The sequence below is a fragment of the Shewanella waksmanii ATCC BAA-643 genome (assembly GCF_000518805.1).
Taxonomy (GTDB): Bacteria; Pseudomonadota; Gammaproteobacteria; order Enterobacterales; family Shewanellaceae; genus Shewanella; species Shewanella waksmanii.
In genome coordinates, this window is record NZ_KI912497.1 from 12,396 (window position 1) to 32,033 (window position 19,638).

17 protein-coding genes and 2 tRNA genes are annotated in these 19,638 nt (G+C 44.6%); 8 read left to right on the forward strand and 11 right to left on the reverse strand.

Going from position 1 to position 19,638, the window contains the following annotated elements:
- Position 1 precedes the first annotated feature (1 nt).
- From L865_RS0120035 to orn, 3 genes are all read right to left on the reverse strand, one after another.
- Positions 2-77: transfer RNA gene (locus L865_RS0120035), tRNA-Gly, on the reverse strand.
- A gap of 127 nt (positions 78-204) precedes the next feature.
- Positions 205-280: transfer RNA gene (locus L865_RS0120040), tRNA-Gly, on the reverse strand.
- A 183-nt stretch (positions 281-463) separates the two neighbouring features.
- Complete coding sequence (orn, locus tag L865_RS0120045) at positions 464-1,009, reverse strand: oligoribonuclease (RefSeq protein ID WP_028774854.1); 546 nt, start codon at positions 1,007-1,009, stop codon at positions 464-466.
- 114 nt (positions 1,010-1,123) lie between these two features.
- Here orn and rsgA point away from each other — a divergent pair, with 114 nt between their 5' ends.
- The 5 genes from rsgA (at position 1,124) to L865_RS0120070 (ending at position 8,086) form a co-directional block, all read left to right on the forward strand.
- Positions 1,124-2,179 (forward strand): small ribosomal subunit biogenesis GTPase RsgA, encoded by a 1,056-nt coding sequence (gene rsgA, locus L865_RS0120050; RefSeq protein ID WP_028774855.1) that lies wholly within the window; start codon positions 1,124-1,126, stop codon positions 2,177-2,179.
- Positions 2,180-2,232: 53 nt separating this feature from the next.
- Positions 2,233-3,096 (forward strand): archaetidylserine decarboxylase, encoded by an 864-nt coding sequence (gene asd / locus L865_RS0120055; RefSeq protein ID WP_028774856.1) that lies wholly within the window; start codon positions 2,233-2,235, stop codon positions 3,094-3,096.
- 8 nt (positions 3,097-3,104) lie between these two features.
- Positions 3,105-3,983 (forward strand): DMT family transporter, encoded by an 879-nt coding sequence (locus L865_RS0120060; protein ID WP_028774857.1) that lies wholly within the window; start codon positions 3,105-3,107, stop codon positions 3,981-3,983.
- Between the two features lie 167 nt (positions 3,984-4,150).
- Positions 4,151-7,348, forward strand: a complete 3,198-nt coding sequence (locus tag L865_RS0120065) for a mechanosensitive ion channel domain-containing protein (protein ID WP_028774858.1) — start codon at positions 4,151-4,153, stop codon at positions 7,346-7,348.
- 39 nt (positions 7,349-7,387) lie between these two features.
- Entirely contained in the window at positions 7,388-8,086 is a 699-nt protein-coding gene (locus L865_RS0120070; protein ID WP_028774859.1) for a glycerophosphodiester phosphodiesterase, read from the forward strand.
- 76 nt (positions 8,087-8,162) lie between these two features.
- Here L865_RS0120070 and L865_RS0120075 read toward each other — a convergent pair whose 3' ends face one another.
- Entirely contained in the window at positions 8,163-8,495 is a 333-nt protein-coding gene (locus tag L865_RS0120075; protein ID WP_028774860.1) for a DUF3392 domain-containing protein, read from the reverse strand.
- Between the two features lie 50 nt (positions 8,496-8,545).
- Between L865_RS0120075 and L865_RS0120080 the strand changes: the two genes are divergently transcribed.
- Complete coding sequence (locus L865_RS0120080) at positions 8,546-9,472, forward strand: D-2-hydroxyacid dehydrogenase (RefSeq protein ID WP_028774861.1); 927 nt, start codon at positions 8,546-8,548, stop codon at positions 9,470-9,472.
- A 244-nt stretch (positions 9,473-9,716) separates the two neighbouring features.
- Complete coding sequence (locus L865_RS0120085) at positions 9,717-9,908, forward strand: bacterioferritin-associated ferredoxin (protein ID WP_028774862.1); 192 nt, start codon at positions 9,717-9,719, stop codon at positions 9,906-9,908.
- Between the two features lie 90 nt (positions 9,909-9,998).
- On the opposite strand, the gene parC is transcribed toward L865_RS0120085, so the two are convergent.
- From parC to nudF, 7 genes are all read right to left on the reverse strand, one after another.
- Positions 9,999-12,266 (reverse strand): DNA topoisomerase IV subunit A, encoded by a 2,268-nt coding sequence (gene parC / locus L865_RS0120090; RefSeq protein ID WP_028774863.1) that lies wholly within the window; start codon positions 12,264-12,266, stop codon positions 9,999-10,001.
- Between the two features lie 14 nt (positions 12,267-12,280).
- On the reverse strand, positions 12,281-13,327 hold the full coding sequence (locus L865_RS0120095) for a PQQ-dependent sugar dehydrogenase (protein WP_245608470.1): 1,047 nt from the start codon (positions 13,325-13,327) through the stop codon (positions 12,281-12,283).
- 127 nt (positions 13,328-13,454) lie between these two features.
- Complete coding sequence (gene parE / locus L865_RS0120100) at positions 13,455-15,341, reverse strand: DNA topoisomerase IV subunit B (protein ID WP_028774865.1); 1,887 nt, start codon at positions 15,339-15,341, stop codon at positions 13,455-13,457.
- Between the two features lie 48 nt (positions 15,342-15,389).
- Positions 15,390-15,968: a YqiA/YcfP family alpha/beta fold hydrolase gene (locus L865_RS0120105; protein WP_028774866.1), complete on the reverse strand. Its 579-nt coding sequence runs from the start codon at positions 15,966-15,968 to the stop codon at positions 15,390-15,392.
- 120 nt (positions 15,969-16,088) lie between these two features.
- Positions 16,089-16,925: a 3',5'-cyclic-AMP phosphodiesterase gene (cpdA, locus tag L865_RS0120110; RefSeq protein WP_028774867.1), complete on the reverse strand. Its 837-nt coding sequence runs from the start codon at positions 16,923-16,925 to the stop codon at positions 16,089-16,091.
- Positions 16,926-16,937: 12 nt separating this feature from the next.
- Entirely contained in the window at positions 16,938-17,381 is a 444-nt protein-coding gene (locus L865_RS0120115) for a DUF1249 domain-containing protein (RefSeq protein WP_028774868.1), read from the reverse strand.
- Positions 17,382-17,387: 6 nt separating this feature from the next.
- Positions 17,388-17,993 carry an ADP-ribose diphosphatase gene (gene nudF / locus L865_RS0120120; RefSeq protein WP_028774869.1) on the reverse strand — a complete coding sequence of 202 codons (606 nt, stop codon included), beginning with the start codon at positions 17,991-17,993 and terminating at the stop codon, positions 17,388-17,390.
- Between the two features lie 298 nt (positions 17,994-18,291).
- Here nudF and tolC point away from each other — a divergent pair, with 298 nt between their 5' ends.
- The gene (gene tolC, locus L865_RS0120125; protein WP_028774870.1) at positions 18,292-19,617 is read left to right on the forward strand and encodes an outer membrane channel protein TolC; all 1,326 of its coding nucleotides are present in this window, start codon (positions 18,292-18,294) and stop codon (positions 19,615-19,617) included.
- Positions 19,618-19,638: the final 21 nt, after the last annotated feature.

Genomic DNA, 19,638 nt, shown 5'->3' on the forward strand with positions numbered 1-19,638 from the left:
TTGGAGCGACATATCGGGTTCGAACCGATGACCTATACCTTGGCAAGGTATCGCTCTACCAACTGAGCTAATGTCGCTTAAATCTTTTCAACAACGTTAACTGCTTACGTTATCTAAAGGTATCGTTATTCACCTTTAGCAACTGAGCTAATGTCGCTTAAATCTTTTAATCTACAGCATTTGGTGATGCTATAAATTGATATTTGGAGCGACATATCGGGTTCGAACCGATGACCTATACCTTGGCAAGGTATCGCTCTACCAACTGAGCTAATGTCGCATAAATCTTTCTAAATGGCTTCATTGCTGCGTCAACCAAAGGTATCGTCTTTCACCTTCAACAACTGAGCAAATGTCGCATATCTACTTAGTGCTGGCGATGCCGCTAGCAAAAAGTTGAGGCCGCATTATAGGAGAATTTCATCTCTTCGCAACCCCTTCTTGAAAATATTCTACTGTTTGGTCAAATTTTAAATACTTTGTCACGATAAAACTGCAATTCTGCGATAGATTCCTGAATATCAATCAACGCTTGATGGGTACCGCGCTTGGTAAAACCTTTCATCACTTCAGGATCCCAGCGCTTAACTAACTCTTTTATCGAACTGACATCAATATTGCGATAATGAAAATAATCTTCTAGTACTGGCATGTGGCGATTCATAAAACGACGATCTTGGCCAATACTGTTGCCGCACATTGGTGATACGCCTTTAGGAACGTATTGAGATAAAAAGGCGATCGTCTGTTCAATCGCATCAGCTTCACTATAAGTGCTAGCTTTAACACGTTCTATCAAACCTGACTCACCATGATGCTTAATGTTCCAATCATCCATAACCGACAATGCTTCATCGGTTTGATAAATCGCAATAACCGGCCCTTCGGCAAGAATATTGAGCTGTGAGTCGGTGACTATGGTCGCGATTTCAATGACACGATCAACCGTTGGATCTAACCCTGTCATCTCCAAATCAACCCAAATTAGATTGTTTTCATCCGCAACCATAAAGATACCTTATTGTTCCTGTATGCCTAAATTCAGGCTTTTTTGTTCTAGACCGTGTATCATACTGCTTTTTTAACAGACACAAAATAACCTTCTACTTTTGATGACAATACTGTGAGTAAAAAGAAACCATTAAGTCATGGTCAGCGCCGCCGAATGCGCGCCAATCATGAAAAGCGATTACAACGACGCGCCGACGATAACCAAGCGCCTGAACTACAGGATAGTTCACTCGGGCCAGAACAGCTCGGCACAGTGATCTCCCGTTTCGGTCAACACGCTGACGTAGAAACAGAAAGTGGTGAGCTGGTACGCTGTAATATTCGACGCAATATTCAAAGTTTAGTCACCGGTGACAAAGTTATCGCACGTCTTGCACTAGAGCAAACCAGCACAATTGCTGGGGTGATTGAAGCCGTGCACCCACGGCACTCTTTGCTTTCTCGGCCTGATTTATACGACGGCATCAAGATTATTGCTGCCAATATCGATCAAATATTGATTGTCTCCTCGGTAGTGCCTAGTTTTACCACACAAATTATTGATCGCTATTTAGTTGCGGCAGAAGATACCGGCATTAGCCCTGTTATTGTGCTCAATAAAGTGGACTTAATTAGCGATGAAGAGGCGGCCAGCATAGACGCAGCATTAGCGCGTTATCAGGATATTGGCTATAGCGTTTATCGAGTCAGTAGCAAAACCGGCGAAGGCGTCGCGGAGATCCAGGGGCTACTCAATGACAAAGTCAGTGTTTTCGTTGGCCAATCTGGTGTGGGTAAATCCTCGCTCATTAACGCACTGATGCCAGATGCAGAATTGCTCACCGGTGATATTTCAGAAAACTCAGGCTTAGGTCAACATACCACCACCACAGCGAAATTATTACACTTCCCTCACGGTGGCGACTTGATTGACTCACCCGGTGTACGAGAATTTGCCCTCTGGCATCTTCCTGCTGAACGTGTGGGTTGGTGTTTTATAGAATTTAGGGACTTTTTAGGTACCTGCAAATTCAGAGACTGTAAACACAAAAACGATCCAGGCTGTGCCATCACCCAAGCATTTGAAGCCGGCGAGATAAGCGAAGATCGTTATAATAATTATCATCGTATAATTGATAGTCTTGATGAACAACGCCATGCCCGTCATTTCCGTAGCGAAGATGACTGATCTATATAGAAAAACACGCTTAGTTAACGCAATGCATTTTAAAGGAAAAGAGAGTGGACAAAGTTAAAATAGCCCTACAATATATTTTGCCAAAACACCTTGTTTCGCGACTTGTAGGAAAACTGGCCGCAGCCGAACTAGGCCGCATCACCACCAGCGTGATCACCTGGTTTATCAAGCAGTATAAAATCGATATGAGCGAAGCGGCCCGCAGTGAGCCGTCAGCGTATTCGAGCTTCAATGAGTTCTTCACTCGAGAGCTTAAGCCTGGCATCCGCCCTATCTATGACAACGATGAATACATTGTTCACCCTGTCGATGGTGCAGTGAGTCAACTCGGTCCCATCAAAGACGGACAGATCTTTCAAGCTAAAGGTCATGAATATTCATCACTTGCACTTCTCGGTGATCAGGCCGAAGATGCTAAGCGTTTTGAAGACGGTGATTTTGCCACTATCTATCTAGCGCCAAAAGATTATCATCGTATTCATATGCCAATTAAAGGCACGTTATCAAAAATGACCTATGTGCCAGGTGAGCTATTTTCGGTCAATCCGCTAACCGCGGAAAATGTGCCGGGACTCTTTGCCAGAAACGAGCGTGTGGTTGCCATATTTGAAACTGAAATTGGCCCAATGGCCATGGTATTGGTTGGTGCTACGATTGTCGCGAGCATTGAAACAATCTGGGCAGGTACGGTCACGCCGCCTACTGGCAAAAAAGTGTTCACTTGGGATTATCCCACAGAAGGACCTAATGCATTGACCTTGGATAAAGGCGCAGAAATGGGGCGCTTCAAGCTGGGTAGTACGGTTGTCATGTTATTTGGTAAAGATGCCTTAGATGAATTTGCCGATGGTGTAGAACCCAAAGCCGTCACCAGAATGGGGCAAGCATTCGCTAAAATAGAGGATTAGTCACTCAATTGAATAAGCCGTCGAATCAACATTCAGGTTTAATTGAATTACATATCGCGGTGCTACTGTTCGGTGGCACTGCATTATTCTCTAAACTGATTGCTTTATCAGCCCTCGATATTACCCTCATTCGCTGCTTTATTGCCGCGATAGTGCTGGCCTTAATCGTTAAACTTAACCGCCAACCTCTCAAACTAAAGCACTGGCGTGAATACGCTGTAGCAATCGCCCTAGGCATAGTGGTGAGCTTACATTGGGTAACCTATTTTGCCTCAATGCAGATGTCATCGGTGGCGATCGGCATGATTGCCTTTTTCTCCTATCCGGTTATGACGGTATTAATTGAACCTATTATCAACCGCACTCGTATCGAAAAGGTTGATATCATCAGCGGCCTTGCTGTGCTCATTGGGGTGACATTGTTAATTCCCGAAGCCAGTTTAGGTAACGAGGTGACCTTAGGCATTGCCATTGGCGTGTTGTCTGCGTTGCTATTTACCGCGCGCAACCTGATGCATAAACGCTACTTTTCTCAATATAGCGGTGCAAAAGCAATGTGCTACCAAACTGCAGTCGCGGTCGTTTTTCTTGCCCCTTGGCAACAAGTTGAACTTGCCAGTATTAGCAATACCACTTGGGCTATGCTTGTTCTGCTGGGCATAGTTTTCACCGCTGCGCCCCATGCCCTATTTGCCGCAGCACTAAGACAACTAAGTGCTAAAACCGTTGGGCTAGTATCTTGCTTACAGCCCTTCTACGGTACCGTTTTAGCGCTATTAGTGTTGCATGAAGGGGTTGATGTCAAAACAGCCTTAGGTGGCTTGCTTGTAGTCGCAACAGCAATCTTTGAAACCCAGCGCGCGCATAAGCATCAGCGCCCTCGATAGTAGCGGCGGCGTAACACAAACCATCGTTATAGTGACAGCGCTAGAGTAAGACATTTAACACAATCTGCGCAGCTTGTTGTACAAACTCATCGACTTAGCATTTCTTTATCGGTCCGATAGTATAAACTTGTAAGCAATCGCCTTTGTTGCCATGCAAATCATCAATTATGTTGCGCCTTTTATTTGTTTTACTGTGTTTATATAGCTCAACTCTATTAGCTAACTCACCGTTACAGCTAGATAAACGTTTGGGTAATAATTCCCAAAACGAGCCTAGTGTATTGACGCTAGATCAACAGATAGCCCAGCTGCAATCACAGCTAAAAGAACAGCAATTGCTCGCACGAAGTTATCAAGCCAGTATCGATAACTTCCAAGAGCAAAAGCAAAGCTTAAAGTTGCAGCTGACAGAGGCTAAAAAACCGCAACAATACAACCGCCAACAAGAGATGAGTCAGCAAGCATCGCTGGCTTATTTGCGTCTATCTGAACTTAAAGAGATTGACAGCAATTTAACGGTAGATATTACTGCTCACCTACAACGCCATGAACGGCTGCCAGGTGCAATTCGTGATGCAAGAGAACAACTAGCGCAACATAAAAAAGCCAGTATTGATAGCAACAGCGACACGCAATTGCAGACGGCGCAGCGTCAATGGCTCAGTCAAACTGTCGAAACGCTGGAGCTGGAGCTTGCCAGTAATCAAAAACGCACCGACCTTAGTCGGTTGCAGCAAATAGTGGTGCGCGAACAACTTGCACAACAAGAGCGACTGATAGAAGCAATCAACTATCAAATCAGTCTGCAGCGCCAGCAACAAACCAATGCCGCCATTGCTGCAAGCCAAGTAGCGGATGACTATTTGATTGACCCCAGCATTGCTGAAATCAACTCACAGAACCAGCAGTATGCAAAGCAATTACAACAACTAACACTTGATACCAATGCCGCGGTAAAGCTACAAGAGCAAGCCGAAGCGCAGTATCAACTGCAAGCTAAACAGTTAACCAATATTCAACAGCAAATTGGCTTAATTAAGCTTAATTCGGCCTTTGGTGAGCGGTTTTTACGGATACTACAGTCATTACCTAAGCCTCCCAGTTTAGACAAGCTCAATAATAAAATCGCCAATGCACGCTTGGCGCGGTATCAAATAGAGCAAGACCAAACACTACACGTTCAGCAAAACCAGTTTAATGTCTCTGACAGCGATGTAGCAGACAAGCTACTGAATGCGCAGCACAAGCTGCAACAACAATTGCTGGATAATTATGATCTGTACGTCAGTGAACTGGCAGACTTACGCATTGTTTATGAGCAATTAAATCAACAGTACGTACAATTAAAAAATACCCTCAATGAGCACCTTTTTTGGATAGCAAACGCCAATAGCATCGATAAAGCTTGGTTTACCGACCTGATTCAAAGCAGTCGTTGGTTTATTCAGCAAGCGCCATGGACACAGCTTAGCGATTCAATTGATGAGCAAAGCCAACTTTGGTCATGGTGGGTGATCATTTTTGTACTCTGCTTGGTATTTCAAGATATTCTCTCGCCCAAATTTAGCGGCAGCTTGAGCCGCAATATCGCCCATGTTGGTAACGTAACCCAAGATAGGTTTAGCTACACACTCAGTACCTTGCTTGTCACCATAGGCTATAGCATCATTAAGCCAATACCGGTGGTGCTTGCTGGTATTATCTTTTACCTGTCCTCGCACAATTTTGTATCCGCCATGGGTATGGCCATTCTTGCTATCGGCTTAATGTTCCTACTCTATCGTTTCACCTATTTACTTGCCGATGATAACGGTTTGCTCATTGGCCACTTTAAAGCGCACGCCACCACCATTAAAGCCGGCCAACAGAAGCTACGTTCTCTGACCTTTATTGCCATTCCGGTCATTGGCGTACTCGGCTTTACCGAAGTACTTGAGACCTCGCTAATCCGTAACAGTTTAGGTCGAGGCGCGTTTATTGTTTTGGCAATCATGTTGGTGATTTTTTATAAGGACCTGCTTAATGTCTCCAAGCATGACTCGCACTATCACCAAAACGATAAGAATAAACGACTACTGCAAAAACTGTTATGGGCCATCTTATTAGTGACACCTATGGTCTGCGCTGTGTTAGCTTTTAGAGGTTATTACTACACCGCTTTTCAAGTGTTACTGCAGCTACAGCTGTCGTTAATTCTATGGCTAAGCTTTATGTTGCTGTACCAACTGATTAAACGTTGGATGCTCATCGAACGCAGGCGCATTGCATTTGATCGGGCTAAAGCCAAACGGGCAGAAATCATCGCCCAACGTGAAAAAGATGAAGACACAGTCAACCCAAATAGCGAACAAATGGAATATGAAGAGCCTGTGGTGGACCTAGAAACGATTTCTAGTCAGTCACTTGGATTAATGCGATCTATTCTGCTATTGGCCTTCTTAGCCAGCTTGGTGGGCTTATGGACACAAACTCATACAGCACTGTTTTCTTTTTTAGATGGCATTACCCTGTGGACGAGCAATAGCATTGTTGACGGCATTTCAGAGACCGTGCCCATCACCTTAAAATCGCTATTGTTGGGGCTAATCATTGTGGGCTTCTCATTAATGGTCGCCACCAATCTCCCCGGCCTGCTTGAATTAACCATTCTGCAGCGATTAGATTTAACCCAAGGAACCGGTTTTGCAATCACCACGGTGAGCCGTTACTTAGTGGTGTTTATTGGTACCTTAACGGGCTTTTCGACCTTAGGGGTTGAGTGGTCGAAATTGCAATGGCTCATTGCGGCACTCTCTGTTGGCTTAGGTTTTGGCTTGCAAGAAATCTTCGCCAACTTTATCTCAGGCTTGATCATTTTATTTGAAAAGCCGGTGCGGATAGGCGATACCGTCACCATTCGGGATCTCACCGGTACGGTTAGTAAAATTCAAATCCGTGCAACCACCATTATCGACTGGGACCGTAAAGAAATTATTGTGCCCAATAAGGCATTTATTACCGAACAGCTGATCAACTGGTCGCTGTCGGATCCGATAACCCGGGTTATCGTTTACGTTTCTGTTGCCAGAGATTCCGATCCCGCCAGAGTAGAAGCCGCCTTATACCAAGCAGTAAAAGAGTGTGATGAAGCCTTAGACACCCCCGAGCCAGAGGTCTGGTTTGCAGGGTTTGGTAAACATACTCAAGATTATGAGGTAAGAGCCTACGCCAAAGATATGAATGCTCGTTGGCCGCTACGCCATATTTTACATAAGAAAATAAGTAAGAAGCTGCAAGAGAATCACTTAGAGTTGGCTTACCCGCAGCTTGAAGTACACGTTAAAAATAACCAAACCAAAGATGCTCAAAGTATTCTACGTGGTTAATCAGCTAAGTTGGCTAACTGAATTTTAAGAGGCTAAAAAGTGCTAGTATTTGCTCATCGTGGCGCCAGCGGTTATGCACCAGACAACACCCTAAGTGCAATGCAAAAAGCGATTGCCTTAGGCTGCAAGGCCATTGAACTTGACGTTCAAAATGTGGCGGGCGAGTTAATGTTATTTCATAACCGCTGGCTCGATGGTGAAACAAATGCCAATGGCCTAATCGAGTCACTCGACCAACAGAGCATTGCTCAGGTAATGATTCAAGGCCAACCATTGGCCAACTTATGGCAAGTGCTGCAATTGTGTCAGCACCACGAAATATTGATCAATATTGAGCTTAAGGGGATGAACAGCCTAGCGCCATTTTTGGCTCTCTATCCCAAAATGCTCACAGAGCTTAACTACCCGATAGAGCGGTTACTGATTTCATCGTTTAACCATAAATTCTTGCAGTCGGTGAAGCAGCGCTACCCTAGTGCACTTATCGCACCGTTGCTAGAAGGCTTACCCATCGACAATGCAGCCATTGGCAGCCAGCTCGATGCCTACTCGATTCACCTTGATATCAACTTTATTGATGCTGACTTTGTCCGTGACGCTCATCAGCGTGGCTTGAAAGTCTATGTTTATACGGTTGATAAACCCCATGACATCGCCGCGATGCATGCATTAGGCGTCGATGGTATTTTTAGTAATTACCCTGATCAAGCACGGCAATACATCACATCGCTTAGTTAACCACCTCAATCTGTCAGTTGAGCGTTTAATGGCTAAGATCTATTTAATTGGCTGACGCGCTTGAATTAGCTGCTTTTCATGATTGATTGTTTTTTTGTGCCCAAATACCAATGAATGTAAAAATAGCGACTAAAATCAGTAGTAAGTAAACAGAAGAGAGCTGGCTAAGTAAGCTCGCTAGCCAAGGTGTAGCCGCCACAATTAGTAGGCCAAAACCAAAGGCATTAATTAAAATAAACACCAATGTACGTAAAATAAAATTTCTACCTACAAGCTTTCGGCGTAAAATACGATTAATATCGCCACCAAAAACAACTAAAAAGCACGCGATGATGGCAGTGGAAATTTCGGTTAACCAAGGATATAGCTTGGTACCAAGTTGATGTAAAAATGAAATAAAATGCTCCATAGGCGGGTCCATGTATCTAGGTCTAGGGAAAGAATATAGGGGGAGACAACATGGGACACAAGCTACTATTGCTTACGAGTGACAATCAACGTTACCGTGACTTGCTCAATTCGTGTCATTTGCCCAACCTCACCTTGTTAGGCGATGAGCCAGCAAGTATCTATCAAGCTGATATATGGTTAGCAGAACCGCCGCTCGCAGCGCCATTAATTGGCCATGCGAAAAACATTAAATGGATGCAATCTACTCATGCGGGCGTAGACTCTTTGGTCAAACCAAGGCAGCGCAAAGATTATCAACTCACCAACGTTAGAGGCATTTTCGGCCCCTTAATGAGTGAATACCTTTTTGGTTATTTACTGGCCCACCAGCGACACCATCACAAGTACAAAACCCAGCAAGCGGAGAAAATATGGCTACCAGCCAATTTTAAATCACTACAAGGACAGCGATTATTGCTCTTGGGGACTGGTAATATTGCCAAGCACATCGCACAAACTGCCAAACACTTCGGCATGCTTGTCACCGGAATAAATCGCGGAGCGAAGCCAACTAAAGGCTTTGATGAAGTTGATACTTTAGCAAATCTATCACTGCATTTACCCCAAGCCGATACGGTAGCATCCATTTTGCCAAGTACGCCGCAAACTCGTGACGCATTGAATGCTCAAACACTGAGCTTAATGAAACCTGAAGTTATTTTATTCAACCTAGGCCGCGGTGATGTACTCGACCTTGACGCCTTGTATCAGCAGTTCAATGCGAATCCCTTACAACAGGCCGTTTTGGATGTCTTTAATCAAGAGCCGCTGCCACAGGAGCATCCCATCTGGAATTTAGACAACGTGGTGATTACTCCGCATATCGCAGCCCCGAGTTTTCCAGAGCAGGTCGTAGAGATTTTTGCTAATAACTATCACAAGTTGATAAAAGGTGAGTCACTCAGTCACGAAGTTAACTTTGAGCGCGGTTATTAGCAACTAGCCCCGACTACAATCACACCCTTTAATGGCAAGCTTCAAGCTTGCCATTTTTGATCATAATAAGGCTCAATGGTTGGTGTGGTGACTTATATCGCGTTTGTTTTGCCAACTTGAAACCGATCACAACTTTTAATAACACTGCTAATGACTCTAGTTTAAGATCTATAACCGAGAGTTATTAGCATTGAGAATCGTTTTCATTTATACTTACAGCATCGAAATCAAGAGAGTGTTTAAGATGTACGTTTGTCTTTGCCATGCTGTAACAGATACCCAAATTAAAGAAGCCGTTAGTCAAGGTGATATGTCCCTTGCTGATGTAAAAAAGCGTCTTGGTGTGGGCAGTCAATGTGGTAAATGTACTAAGATGGCGACCCAAGTCATCGCTGCACAACTTGATGTTGAACCTAATTACTATGAAGTCGCCTAGCGCAAACAGTATTCTACGCTGAGTTAATATTGCACTTGTGACTCATATAAAAAAGCTGCCTAGGCAGCTTTTTTTGTGGGTCAATAATACCTATATACTTGGCTCGCCTTCACCCAGCTCAACACTATCAACTCGCTGTAACCCGCGTGGTAACTTAGCACCACGACGACCACGTTCACCGCGATAATGCTCTAAATCACTAGGCTTAAGGGTTAACTTACGTTTACCCGCCCACAGTGTCACTGCGGTATCTTCTGGCACGACGTGTAGATGGATCAATAATTCTTCACGACTTTTGGCTCTGTCGCTTGGAATACCAATAATCTTATTACCTTTACCTTTGGCCAATTGCGGCAAAGCGTCCATAGAGAACAGTAGCATCCGCCCTTCATTGGTGATCGCTAAGATAGACTCATTACGAGACTTATCAACACGCTGCGGAGATAAAACCTTAGCATTAGCTGGTAAACTTAATAATGCTTTACCCGCCTTATTGCGCGACACCATATCTTTATAGGCGCCGACAAAACCATAGCCAGCATCTGATGCAAGTAGGAAGTATTGCTGCTCATCACCTATCACCACATGAGAGATAGTCTCTCCCGGTGACAAATTAAAGCGAGTGGTGATGGGCTCACCTTGGCTGCGAGCAGAGGGTAATGTATGTGTATCGGTGGCAAAGGCACGGCCAGTAGTACCAATAAAGACGCTGGCATTATTACTTCTACCCGCTGCCGCACAAAGGAAGCTATCGCCCGCTTTATAGGACAGGGCACTAGGATCAATATCGTGGCCCTTCGCACAACGTACCCAGCCTTTTTCAGATAAAACCACCGTGACGGCTTCAGCTGGAACCAATTCTTGTTCTGTCAGCGCCTTAGCTTCGCTACGCTCAATCAAAGGTGAACGGCGATCATCACCATAGGTTTCGCCATCTTGTTTGAGTTCTTTCTTGATTAACGTCTTCATGCGTCGCTCAGAGCTTAATAGCAGCTGTAACTTATCACGCTCTTCTTCAAGCTCGCTCTGTTCGGCTTTAATCTTAAACTCTTCTAGCTTGGCAAGGTGACGCAACTTAAGATCTAAAATCGCGTTTGCTTGTAACTCGGTTAAAGAGAAACGAGCCATCAACTCAGCTTTAGGATCTTCTTCGTTACGAATGATCTCAATCACTTCATCGATGTTTAAGAATGCAATCATCAATGCATCAAGAATATGCAAACGCGCGAGCACTTTATCTAAGCGGAACTCGAGCCTTCTGCGTACGGTTGTCATACGGAAGGTTAGCCACTCAGTGAGTAACTGCTTCAAACCTTTGACCTGTGGGCGGCCATTAAGACCGAGCACATTGAGATTGACTCTGAAATTCTTCTCTAAATCTGTGGTAGCAAATAAGTGGGTCATCAGCTGATCAATATCAACTCGGTTCGAACGCGGTACAACAACGATACGCACAGGACTTTCATGATCAGACTCATCACGCAAATCCGCCACCATTGGGAGCTTCTTAGCCTGCATCTGTGTGGCTATTTGCTCAAGAATTTTACCGCCGCTAGCCTGATGCGGTAATGCGGTGATCACCACTTCACCATTATCGTTATGGTAAACCGCACGCATTTTGATTGAGCCACGACCGGTATCATAAATCTTGGCAATATCTTTAGCCGGAGTAATAATTTCGGCGGCGGTTGGATAATCGGGTCCCGGAACAAACTCCATCAGCCGAGCTAAATCAGCTTTAGGGTTATCCAATAACTCGACACAAGCACTGACCAATTCACGAGCATTGTGGGGTGGAACATCGGTGGCCATCCCCACCGCAATACCGGTAATACCGTTGAGTAAGATATGCGGCAGTCTTGCAGGTAACACCAATGGCTCTTTCATAGTGCCATCAAAGTTAACTCCCCAATCGACGGTACCTTGGCCTAGCTCGGTAAGCAGAACTTCTGAAAATTTAGATAATCGCGCCTCGGTATAACGCATCGCAGCGAATGATTTAGGATCATCGGGTGCACCCCAGTTACCTTGGCCATCAACAAGCGGATACCGGTAAGAGAACGGCTGCGCCATCAATACCATGGCTTCATAACATGCACTATCACCATGGGGATGATACTTACCCAATACATCACCAACAGTACGCGCAGATTTCTTATGTTTAGATTGTGCGGATAAGCCTAACTCACTCATCGCATAGACAATACGGCGCTGAACAGGTTTCAAACCATCACCAATATGCGGCAAGGCTCGGTCCATAATGACGTACATTGAGTAATTTAAGTATGCATTCTCAGTAAAGCGTCGCAGGGGCATTTGCTCAACCCCATCTAAGCTTAGATCTATCGCATCACTCATTGATTAATATCCTGTTAGTTAGCCGTATCAGGCTCGGTGTTTTGATTATTTTTATAATAAAGGCGATAAATATTGCCTTTTAGGTCATCGGAAATATACATCGCCCCATCCGGCGCGGTGACCAAAGAGTGCGGTCTTGCTACCGGAAACTCTCCATCAAGAAAACTGACCACGGTACTGCGCTTAACCACTTCGTTATCTTCAATTGTTAACATCACAATTTGATAGCCAATTTTACTGGAGCGATTCCAAGAACCGTTTTCAGCAACAAACATCTGCTGATGATATTTCTGTGGAAATTGTTCACCACGATAAAAGTGCATACCCATTGGCGCGACATGGGCGGGTAATTCATATTTTGGTAAGGTTATCTTGAGATTTTCTGGGCGCTCATAAGCCGGCTCTTCTACCGTAGAGGCATGCAAATACGGAAAGCCAAAATGGGCCCCCGTTTGCTCTACTCGATTGATTTCATCCGGTGGAATTCTATCTCCCATCCAATCTCGACCTAAATCGGCAAACCACAAGGCATTGTCTGCTGGTGCCCAATCAAAACCAATTGCTCGTCTAATTCCGGTCGCAACTTGTTCGGTTTCACCGGTCTCAATATCAATAGCAATAATACTGGCAAACGGCGCTTGTGCTTCACACACATTACACGGCGCGCCTATTGATACATAAAGGCGACCATCGGGGCCAAAATGCATGGCTCTGCGGCTATTGTTTGTTTGCTCAGGTAAGCGGTCATACACCTCTTTGCCTCGGCCTGGTCGACGCAAGCGGTTTTCAATATCAACATAACGCAAAATGCGATCTTCTACCGCGACATACAGATCGCCATCTCGAAAGGCTATGGCCTCGGGATTGTCTAGGTTTTTGGCAATCACATAGCGCTTATCGACTCGGCCATCGGCATTATTATCCACTAATGCGGTGACGGTGCCTTTTTTATAAGAGCCAACAAATAAAGTGCCCTTGTCACCAATAGCCAGCTGCTTAGCGTCTCCAACCTCTGAGGCATATAGAGTCAGGCCAAATCCTTTGGTCACGGTAATCATCATCGGCTGACCTTTGGCCCAAACAGCTGAGGGTAAGCTCAACACTATGCCAAGGATCAGTAACCAACCGCTTCTACAATATGTGGTAATCAATTTATACATCATTTAATACAGCTCAAATGCAGTCATACTACAGTTGTGCTAAGTCACCCTTCTCTTCTAACCAGACTTTCCTGTCACTTGAACGCTTCTTCGCTAACAACATATCCATTAGCGCCAACGTATCTTCGGCGTCGTCCACGGTAAGTTGTACCAATCGACGAGTGTTGGGATCCATCGTGGTTTCACGCAGCTGCAACGGGTTCATCTCACCCAAGCCTTTAAAGCGCGTAACCTGAATCTTACCTTTCTTTTTCTCTGCTGCAATGCGGTCTAAAATCCCCTGCTTTTCAGGCTCATCTAGCGCATAAAACACTTCTTTTCCAATATCGATTCTAAACAGTGGCGGCATCGCAATATAAATATGGCCACTTTCGACCAGCACCTTATAATGCTTCATAAATAGCGCACACAATAAAGTAGCAATGTGTAGTCCATCAGAATCGGCATCCGCTAATATACAGATTTTGCCATATCTTAGCTCTGAAATATCTTCACTATCTGGATCACAGCCAATGGCAACGGAAATATCATGAACTTCTTGTGAAGCTAATACTTGTGATGCATCGACCTCCCAAGTATTCAAAATCTTGCCTCGCAGCGGCATGATGGCCTGAAACTCACGATCGCGAGCTTGTTTAGCACTACCACCTGCTGAGTCACCCTCCACTAAAAATAACTCACCGCGCATCGGGTCTTGACCGCTACAGTCGGTTAACTTACCCGGTAGAGCTGGGCCAGAAGTCACCTTCTTTCTAGCAACTTTTTTCGCTGCTCGTAGGCGTTTCTGGGCATTATTAATGCACATGTCCGCCAACAACTCAGCTTGATCGGTATGAGTATTTAGCCATAAGCTGAAGGCGTCACGCACAATCCCCGATACAAAGGCGGCACTTTGTCGACTAGATAGCTTTTCTTTGGTTTGTCCGGCAAACTGCGGGTCTTGCATTTTAATTGATAAGATAAAGCTACTGCGATCCCAAATATCTTCAGGGGTCAGTTTAATCCCACGAGGGATCAAATTGCGAAACTCACAAAACTCACGCATAGATTCAAGCAAACCTTGGCGGAAGCCATTCACATGGGTACCACCCAATGGCGTGGGAATTAAATTCACATAGCTTTCATTGAGATAGTCACCACCTTCGGGTAACCAAGTGATCGCCCAATCTACCGCTTCTTCATTACCCTTCAAGCTGCCAATAAACGGCTCTTGTGGCAGCATAACCGCACCGTTAACCGATGCTTTGAGATAATCAGTTAGGCCACTTTCATAAAACCATTCTTGTACTTCACCGGTTTGTTTATTATTAAACTTAATTTTTAATCCGGGACACAGTACGGCTTTGGCGCGCAGTAAATACACCAACTTAGGGATAGAAAAGTTAGCAGAGTCGAAATAGCTTGGCGTTGGCCAAAAGTGCACTCGGGTCCCGGTATTACGTCGACCGCAGGTCCCCGTTACAGTCAGATCTTCTACCTTATCGCCGTCAGCAAAAGCCATTTCATAGACTTCACCGCCACGCCTAACACTAATTTCTACTCGGCTAGATAAGGCGTTAACAACTGAAATCCCAACGCCGTGCAAACCACCTGAGAACTGATAATTTTGATTAGAAAATTTGCCGCCGGCATGTAACTTGGTCAAGATAAGCTCGACCCCCGGAATCCCCTCTTCAGGGTGAATATCCACCGGCATACCACGACCATCATCGGTCACTTCCAATGAATTATCTTTGTGTAGCACAACTTCGATTTTTGTGGCGTGACCCGCCAGCGCTTCATCAACACTGTTATCGATAACCTCTTGACCCAAATGGTTTGGACGACTGGTATCGGTATACATGCCAGGTCGACGTTTAACAGGGTCAAGTCCATTTAGAACTTCAATTGCATCAGAGGTATATTGGTTTGTCATAGCACACACAATTTATAGTTATTCAGGCCATGTTGCGGCCCTACATGTCTATTTGTCAAGAAACAAGAAATCACAAATTTCCGCCATTTTATCAGAATATCCGACAAAACTGTGGTCTCCGCCAGATTCAAGGATTAATTTACAACAATGGTATTTATGCACGGCCTGGCGATAGTCCAACACTTCATCGCCACTTTGTAGTAATACAAAAAAGCGGTCAGGATGGAGGATAACTTCTGTATTAAATTCGGCGACTTGCTGTTTATGTATCGGTAATACTTGATAATGCTCATCGGTGTAAGGGTTATATTGCGGGCCGATAAATTCATCAAACAGCTCAAAAGGTTTTACTGCGGGATTAACTAACACCGCACGTCCACCATATTTTTCAGCCAAATAACTGGCAAAGTAACCGCCCAATGACGAACCAATAAACCGCAGCGGCTGCCCGTTTTGCAATGCTTTTTCTACCAGCTCGATGAGTAACATCATCGCAGAGTGTGGGCAAGATGGAAGCTGTGGCTGTTCAAAATGAACATCAGGAAAATGAGTTTGAATATACTGCGCGCTAATCACGCCCTTATCTGACAATGGCGAACTGTTAAAGCCATGGATGTAAAGCAGCATATGTCCTCAGAGATAATCATGGTGGTGCTAAGCTTAGTCTGCTGGCACCGTTGTTATTATAAACCTCATATAGATGCTAACACTGGCAAGCTATTTAACCAAATAATCCCGCCTACAAGCTTAGTAACCACTGGCCTCGTTGTCAGGTGAGAACTTGTTGCCAGGCACACGATAGACATTCGTTAATATATCGCCATTATCTTTGAGCTCTAACAGTCGATAGCCAGGTTGCTGTGCATCTAAAGCAAAATAGGATGATTTAGGTTTGAACTGGATACACGTCGACGGTGTTGCCATCAGTTTAATTGCGCCATATGTCCCGTGATGAATCTCATCCAATTGTTGATGCACATGGCCCCAAAGTAGTCCTTTGACTTGCGGAAACTGACTGACAAAGGCTAAAAACTCATCGCCATTGTCCATACAGTGTTGATCTAACCATTTACAGTTAACCAGTATCGGATTGTGATGCATCACAAGCAAAGTATGCTTGTCACTTTCAGCGTTCACTGCATCAGCGATTAAGCTCATTTCCGCGGCCGACATGTTACCACCCGGCTTACCGCGCACGGTGGAATCCAACATGATGATTTGCCAGTTGCCAGCGATAATACGCTTATTACCAAACACTGACTCGCCCTGCATGTTCAAATGCATGATTCTCGGGTCGTCGTGATTACCCGGTAAATAATGACATGGCACGTTCAGCGGTTCGACGGCATTGACAAAATTATGGTAGGACTCCGCGGAATAGTCTTGGCTGATATCTCCCGTCGCCAGCATGAGATGAGCAGGATAATCAACGGCTTTGATAGTATTTAGTACGGCATCGAGACTATGGGCCGTATTGACGCCTAATAGCTGTGCCTCAGGATCAGCAAACAGATGCGGATCCGTGACCTGCACGATTCTCACACTGCCGCATTCAGCGATAGGATAAGAGATTGCCTCTTTCAAAACATCAAAACCTTAACTGTTAGATTGATAAACAACACGAGGGTGGTTGTCTATCTTTAATAACTCTTCAAGAAAAGCGTTAACCTGGTACTTTTCATCTCGGTGATACATGCGTACATTTGGATAATCATATACCGGACGCAATCGATAAATCTGTCGACTAGTTAACACTTCTGCTAATTTAGCATCGTGATAAATGCGAACAGTTACCTTAGGAGTCTCAATAAATTCATTATCAGCCACGCTCCTTGAAAGTTCGATCAACTGAGTATATTGAGTATTTTCCAATAATCGAACGTCAAGCTGACCAAAGTCGCCGGCTACGCACCAAGCATCCCCAGGCATTACCTCCGCAGGTAACCAAGCTAAAATATTAAAATAATTACGGCTACACAAAGCAAGAAATCGATTAACATCAACACGATACTTGTCCTTTTTGGCATTAACAGCTTTCAAATTTACTCACTTTTTCGCTAGCGACTGATAATTGAGTTGCAACCATTGTAAACCAATTACGGTCGATGCATTGTTAACCAAGCCACTTTTTACCATGTCAAAAGCCGCTTCACGACTCACCACGTGCACTTGAATATCTTCATGCTCTTCGGCTAGACCATGGGTGCCGGATGCTTGGCTCGCATCAACTTCGGCATAATATAAGGAGAACTTCTCACTGGTGCCACCTGGGCTAGCAAAAAATTCACTGATCAACTGTAAATGACTGCCCGTCAATCCCGACTCTTCCATCAATTCACGCTGCGCAACCTCTTCAGCAGTCTGTCCTTTGTCAATCATGCCTGCCACAAGTTCAAACAACCAAGGCGTCTGGTTGGCATCAAAAACCGGAATACGTATCTGTTCAATCAGCACGACTTGGTCGGTATAGGGGTCATAAGCTAGCACGACTACAGCATGGCCACGCTCAAAGACTTCACGACGCACAACATCACTCCAGCCACCATCGAAAAGACGATGCCGAAAACGATACTCTTCCATGGTAAAAAAACCTTGATAAAGACGCTTGCGCTCAAGCATTTCAACATCTTGGCTGCTAAACTTATTTTGCATAGCTTGGCTCCTAAACTCAATTTGGCTGCTACTTTACACTGAAACTGGTTGAATACCGCAGATTCAGCTAAGTTATTTGAAAAAAAGCAGACATAAAGTCAAAAACTGTTACACTTCGGAGTTGACTTAAAATTGGTTAATTTCTTAATATCTTAACTCAATAAGTTTAGATGTATCGGGAAGCGTCGGGAAGCGCAAACCGCTTGGCCTACAAAAGGAAGCAAGGCGAAGCATCACTTAACTCAATTAAGTATATTGCTCCTCCAATAGGAGGATTTATGTCTAAGAAGGACAGCTAATGAAATTTAAGATCCGCTCTTTATGTGCAGCTATTACTTTTGCTGCCTCGACAACTGCCGTTCAAGCCGACGATCTACTGCAGATATATCAACAAGCATTGACGAGCGATCCTGTTGCTTTGCAAGCACAAGCTCAACGAGATGCGCTATATGAACAGATAGAAGAAGGCCGTGCTCCACTATTGCCAACATTAAGTGCTAATGTCGGCTATGGTAAAACTTGGAGTGATGTAGATGCGAGTGAATACGGTAGTGGCCTTAATGCCGGCGTAACATTAAGCCAAGTTATCTACGATCACAGCGCTTGGGTAGGACTCAGTTTAGCCGAGCTAGCCGCATCGCAAGCAGATGCCGCATACGCATCGACCCTACAAACCCTTATTATTCGCGTCACAAGTGCTTACTTTGATGTGTTGTCAGCAAAAGATAACTACGAGTTTAAAGGCGCAGAGAAACGCGCCATTGAGCGTCAATTAGAGCAAACCAAGCAACGTTTTGCCGTAGGTCTAACCGCGATTACTGACGTTCACGAAGCTCAAGCTCAGTTCGATTTAGCCCGCGCTGACGAAATCTTAGCTGAAAACCAGCTAATCAATAGCTATGAAGCACTACGTGAGATCACCGGTATTGGTTACGAATCCATTAATATTCTTGATACCGACCGCTTTGGTGCCGTCATGCCTTCACCCGCTAAGCCAGAAGAGTGGCTTAAAATGGCTGAAAGCAGCAGTGTAGACTTACTCACTACACGTATTGGTCGTGATATTGCCCAAGAAACCATTAGCTTGTACAAAGCGGGTCATATGCCGTCACTTAAGCTAAATGCTGGCTATACCACTAATTTAAAACAAAAAAATCAAGATAACAATCTGTCAGATTACGACAATGCCAACGTTGCACTGCAGTTAAGTATCCCGATTTTTGAAGGTTTCAAAGTTTCATCGCAGGTGAATCAGGCACAGTACCAATACGTAGAAGCCAGTGAGAAGATGGAGCAGACTTACCGCCAAGTGGTAAAAGATGTTCGCAATAACTTCAATAACGTTAGCGCTTCTATCAGCTCAATTCGAGCTTACGAGCAATCGGTTATCTCATCTGAGAGTGCGTTTAAAGCGACACAAGCAGGTTTTGAAGTCGGTACCCGTACTATCGTTGACGTGCTTAACCGTACCCGTGACTTGTATGACTCGAAACGTCAGCTGTCGAACGCAAGATATGGTTATATCAACTCTATCTTAGCCCTGAAACAAGCTGCCGGAACACTTAGCGAAGATGACGTTATTGCTATCAATAATGGCTTAAAAGCGCCAGAAGCCGTGCAATAAATCCATTAAGCTAAACGAAAA

Bases quoted from the DNA above. Each gene is read 5' to 3' on its own strand.
- L865_RS0120085 (WP_028774862.1), top strand. From the start codon at position 9,717: ATGTACGTTTGTCTTTGCCATGCTGTAACAGATACCCAAATTAAAGAA.
- L865_RS0120075 (WP_028774860.1), bottom strand. From the start codon at position 8,495: ATGGAGCATTTTATTTCATTTTTACATCAACTTGGTACCAAGCTATAT.
- L865_RS0120095 (WP_245608470.1), bottom strand. From the start codon at position 13,327: ATGATGATTACCGTGACCAAAGGATTTGGCCTGACTCTATATGCCTCA.
- tolC (WP_028774870.1), top strand. From the start codon at position 18,292: ATGAAATTTAAGATCCGCTCTTTATGTGCAGCTATTACTTTTGCTGCC.
- orn (WP_028774854.1), bottom strand. From the start codon at position 1,009: ATGGTTGCGGATGAAAACAATCTAATTTGGGTTGATTTGGAGATGACA.
- L865_RS0120105 (WP_028774866.1), bottom strand. From the start codon at position 15,968: ATGCTGCTTTACATCCATGGCTTTAACAGTTCGCCATTGTCAGATAAG.
- L865_RS0120080 (WP_028774861.1), top strand. From the start codon at position 8,546: ATGGGACACAAGCTACTATTGCTTACGAGTGACAATCAACGTTACCGT.
- parC (WP_028774863.1), bottom strand. From the start codon at position 12,266: ATGAGTGATGCGATAGATCTAAGCTTAGATGGGGTTGAGCAAATGCCC.
- parE (WP_028774865.1), bottom strand. From the start codon at position 15,341: ATGACAAACCAATATACCTCTGATGCAATTGAAGTTCTAAATGGACTT.
- nudF (WP_028774869.1), bottom strand. From the start codon at position 17,993: ATGCAAAATAAGTTTAGCAGCCAAGATGTTGAAATGCTTGAGCGCAAG.
- L865_RS0120065 (WP_028774858.1), top strand. From the start codon at position 4,151: ATGTTGCGCCTTTTATTTGTTTTACTGTGTTTATATAGCTCAACTCTA.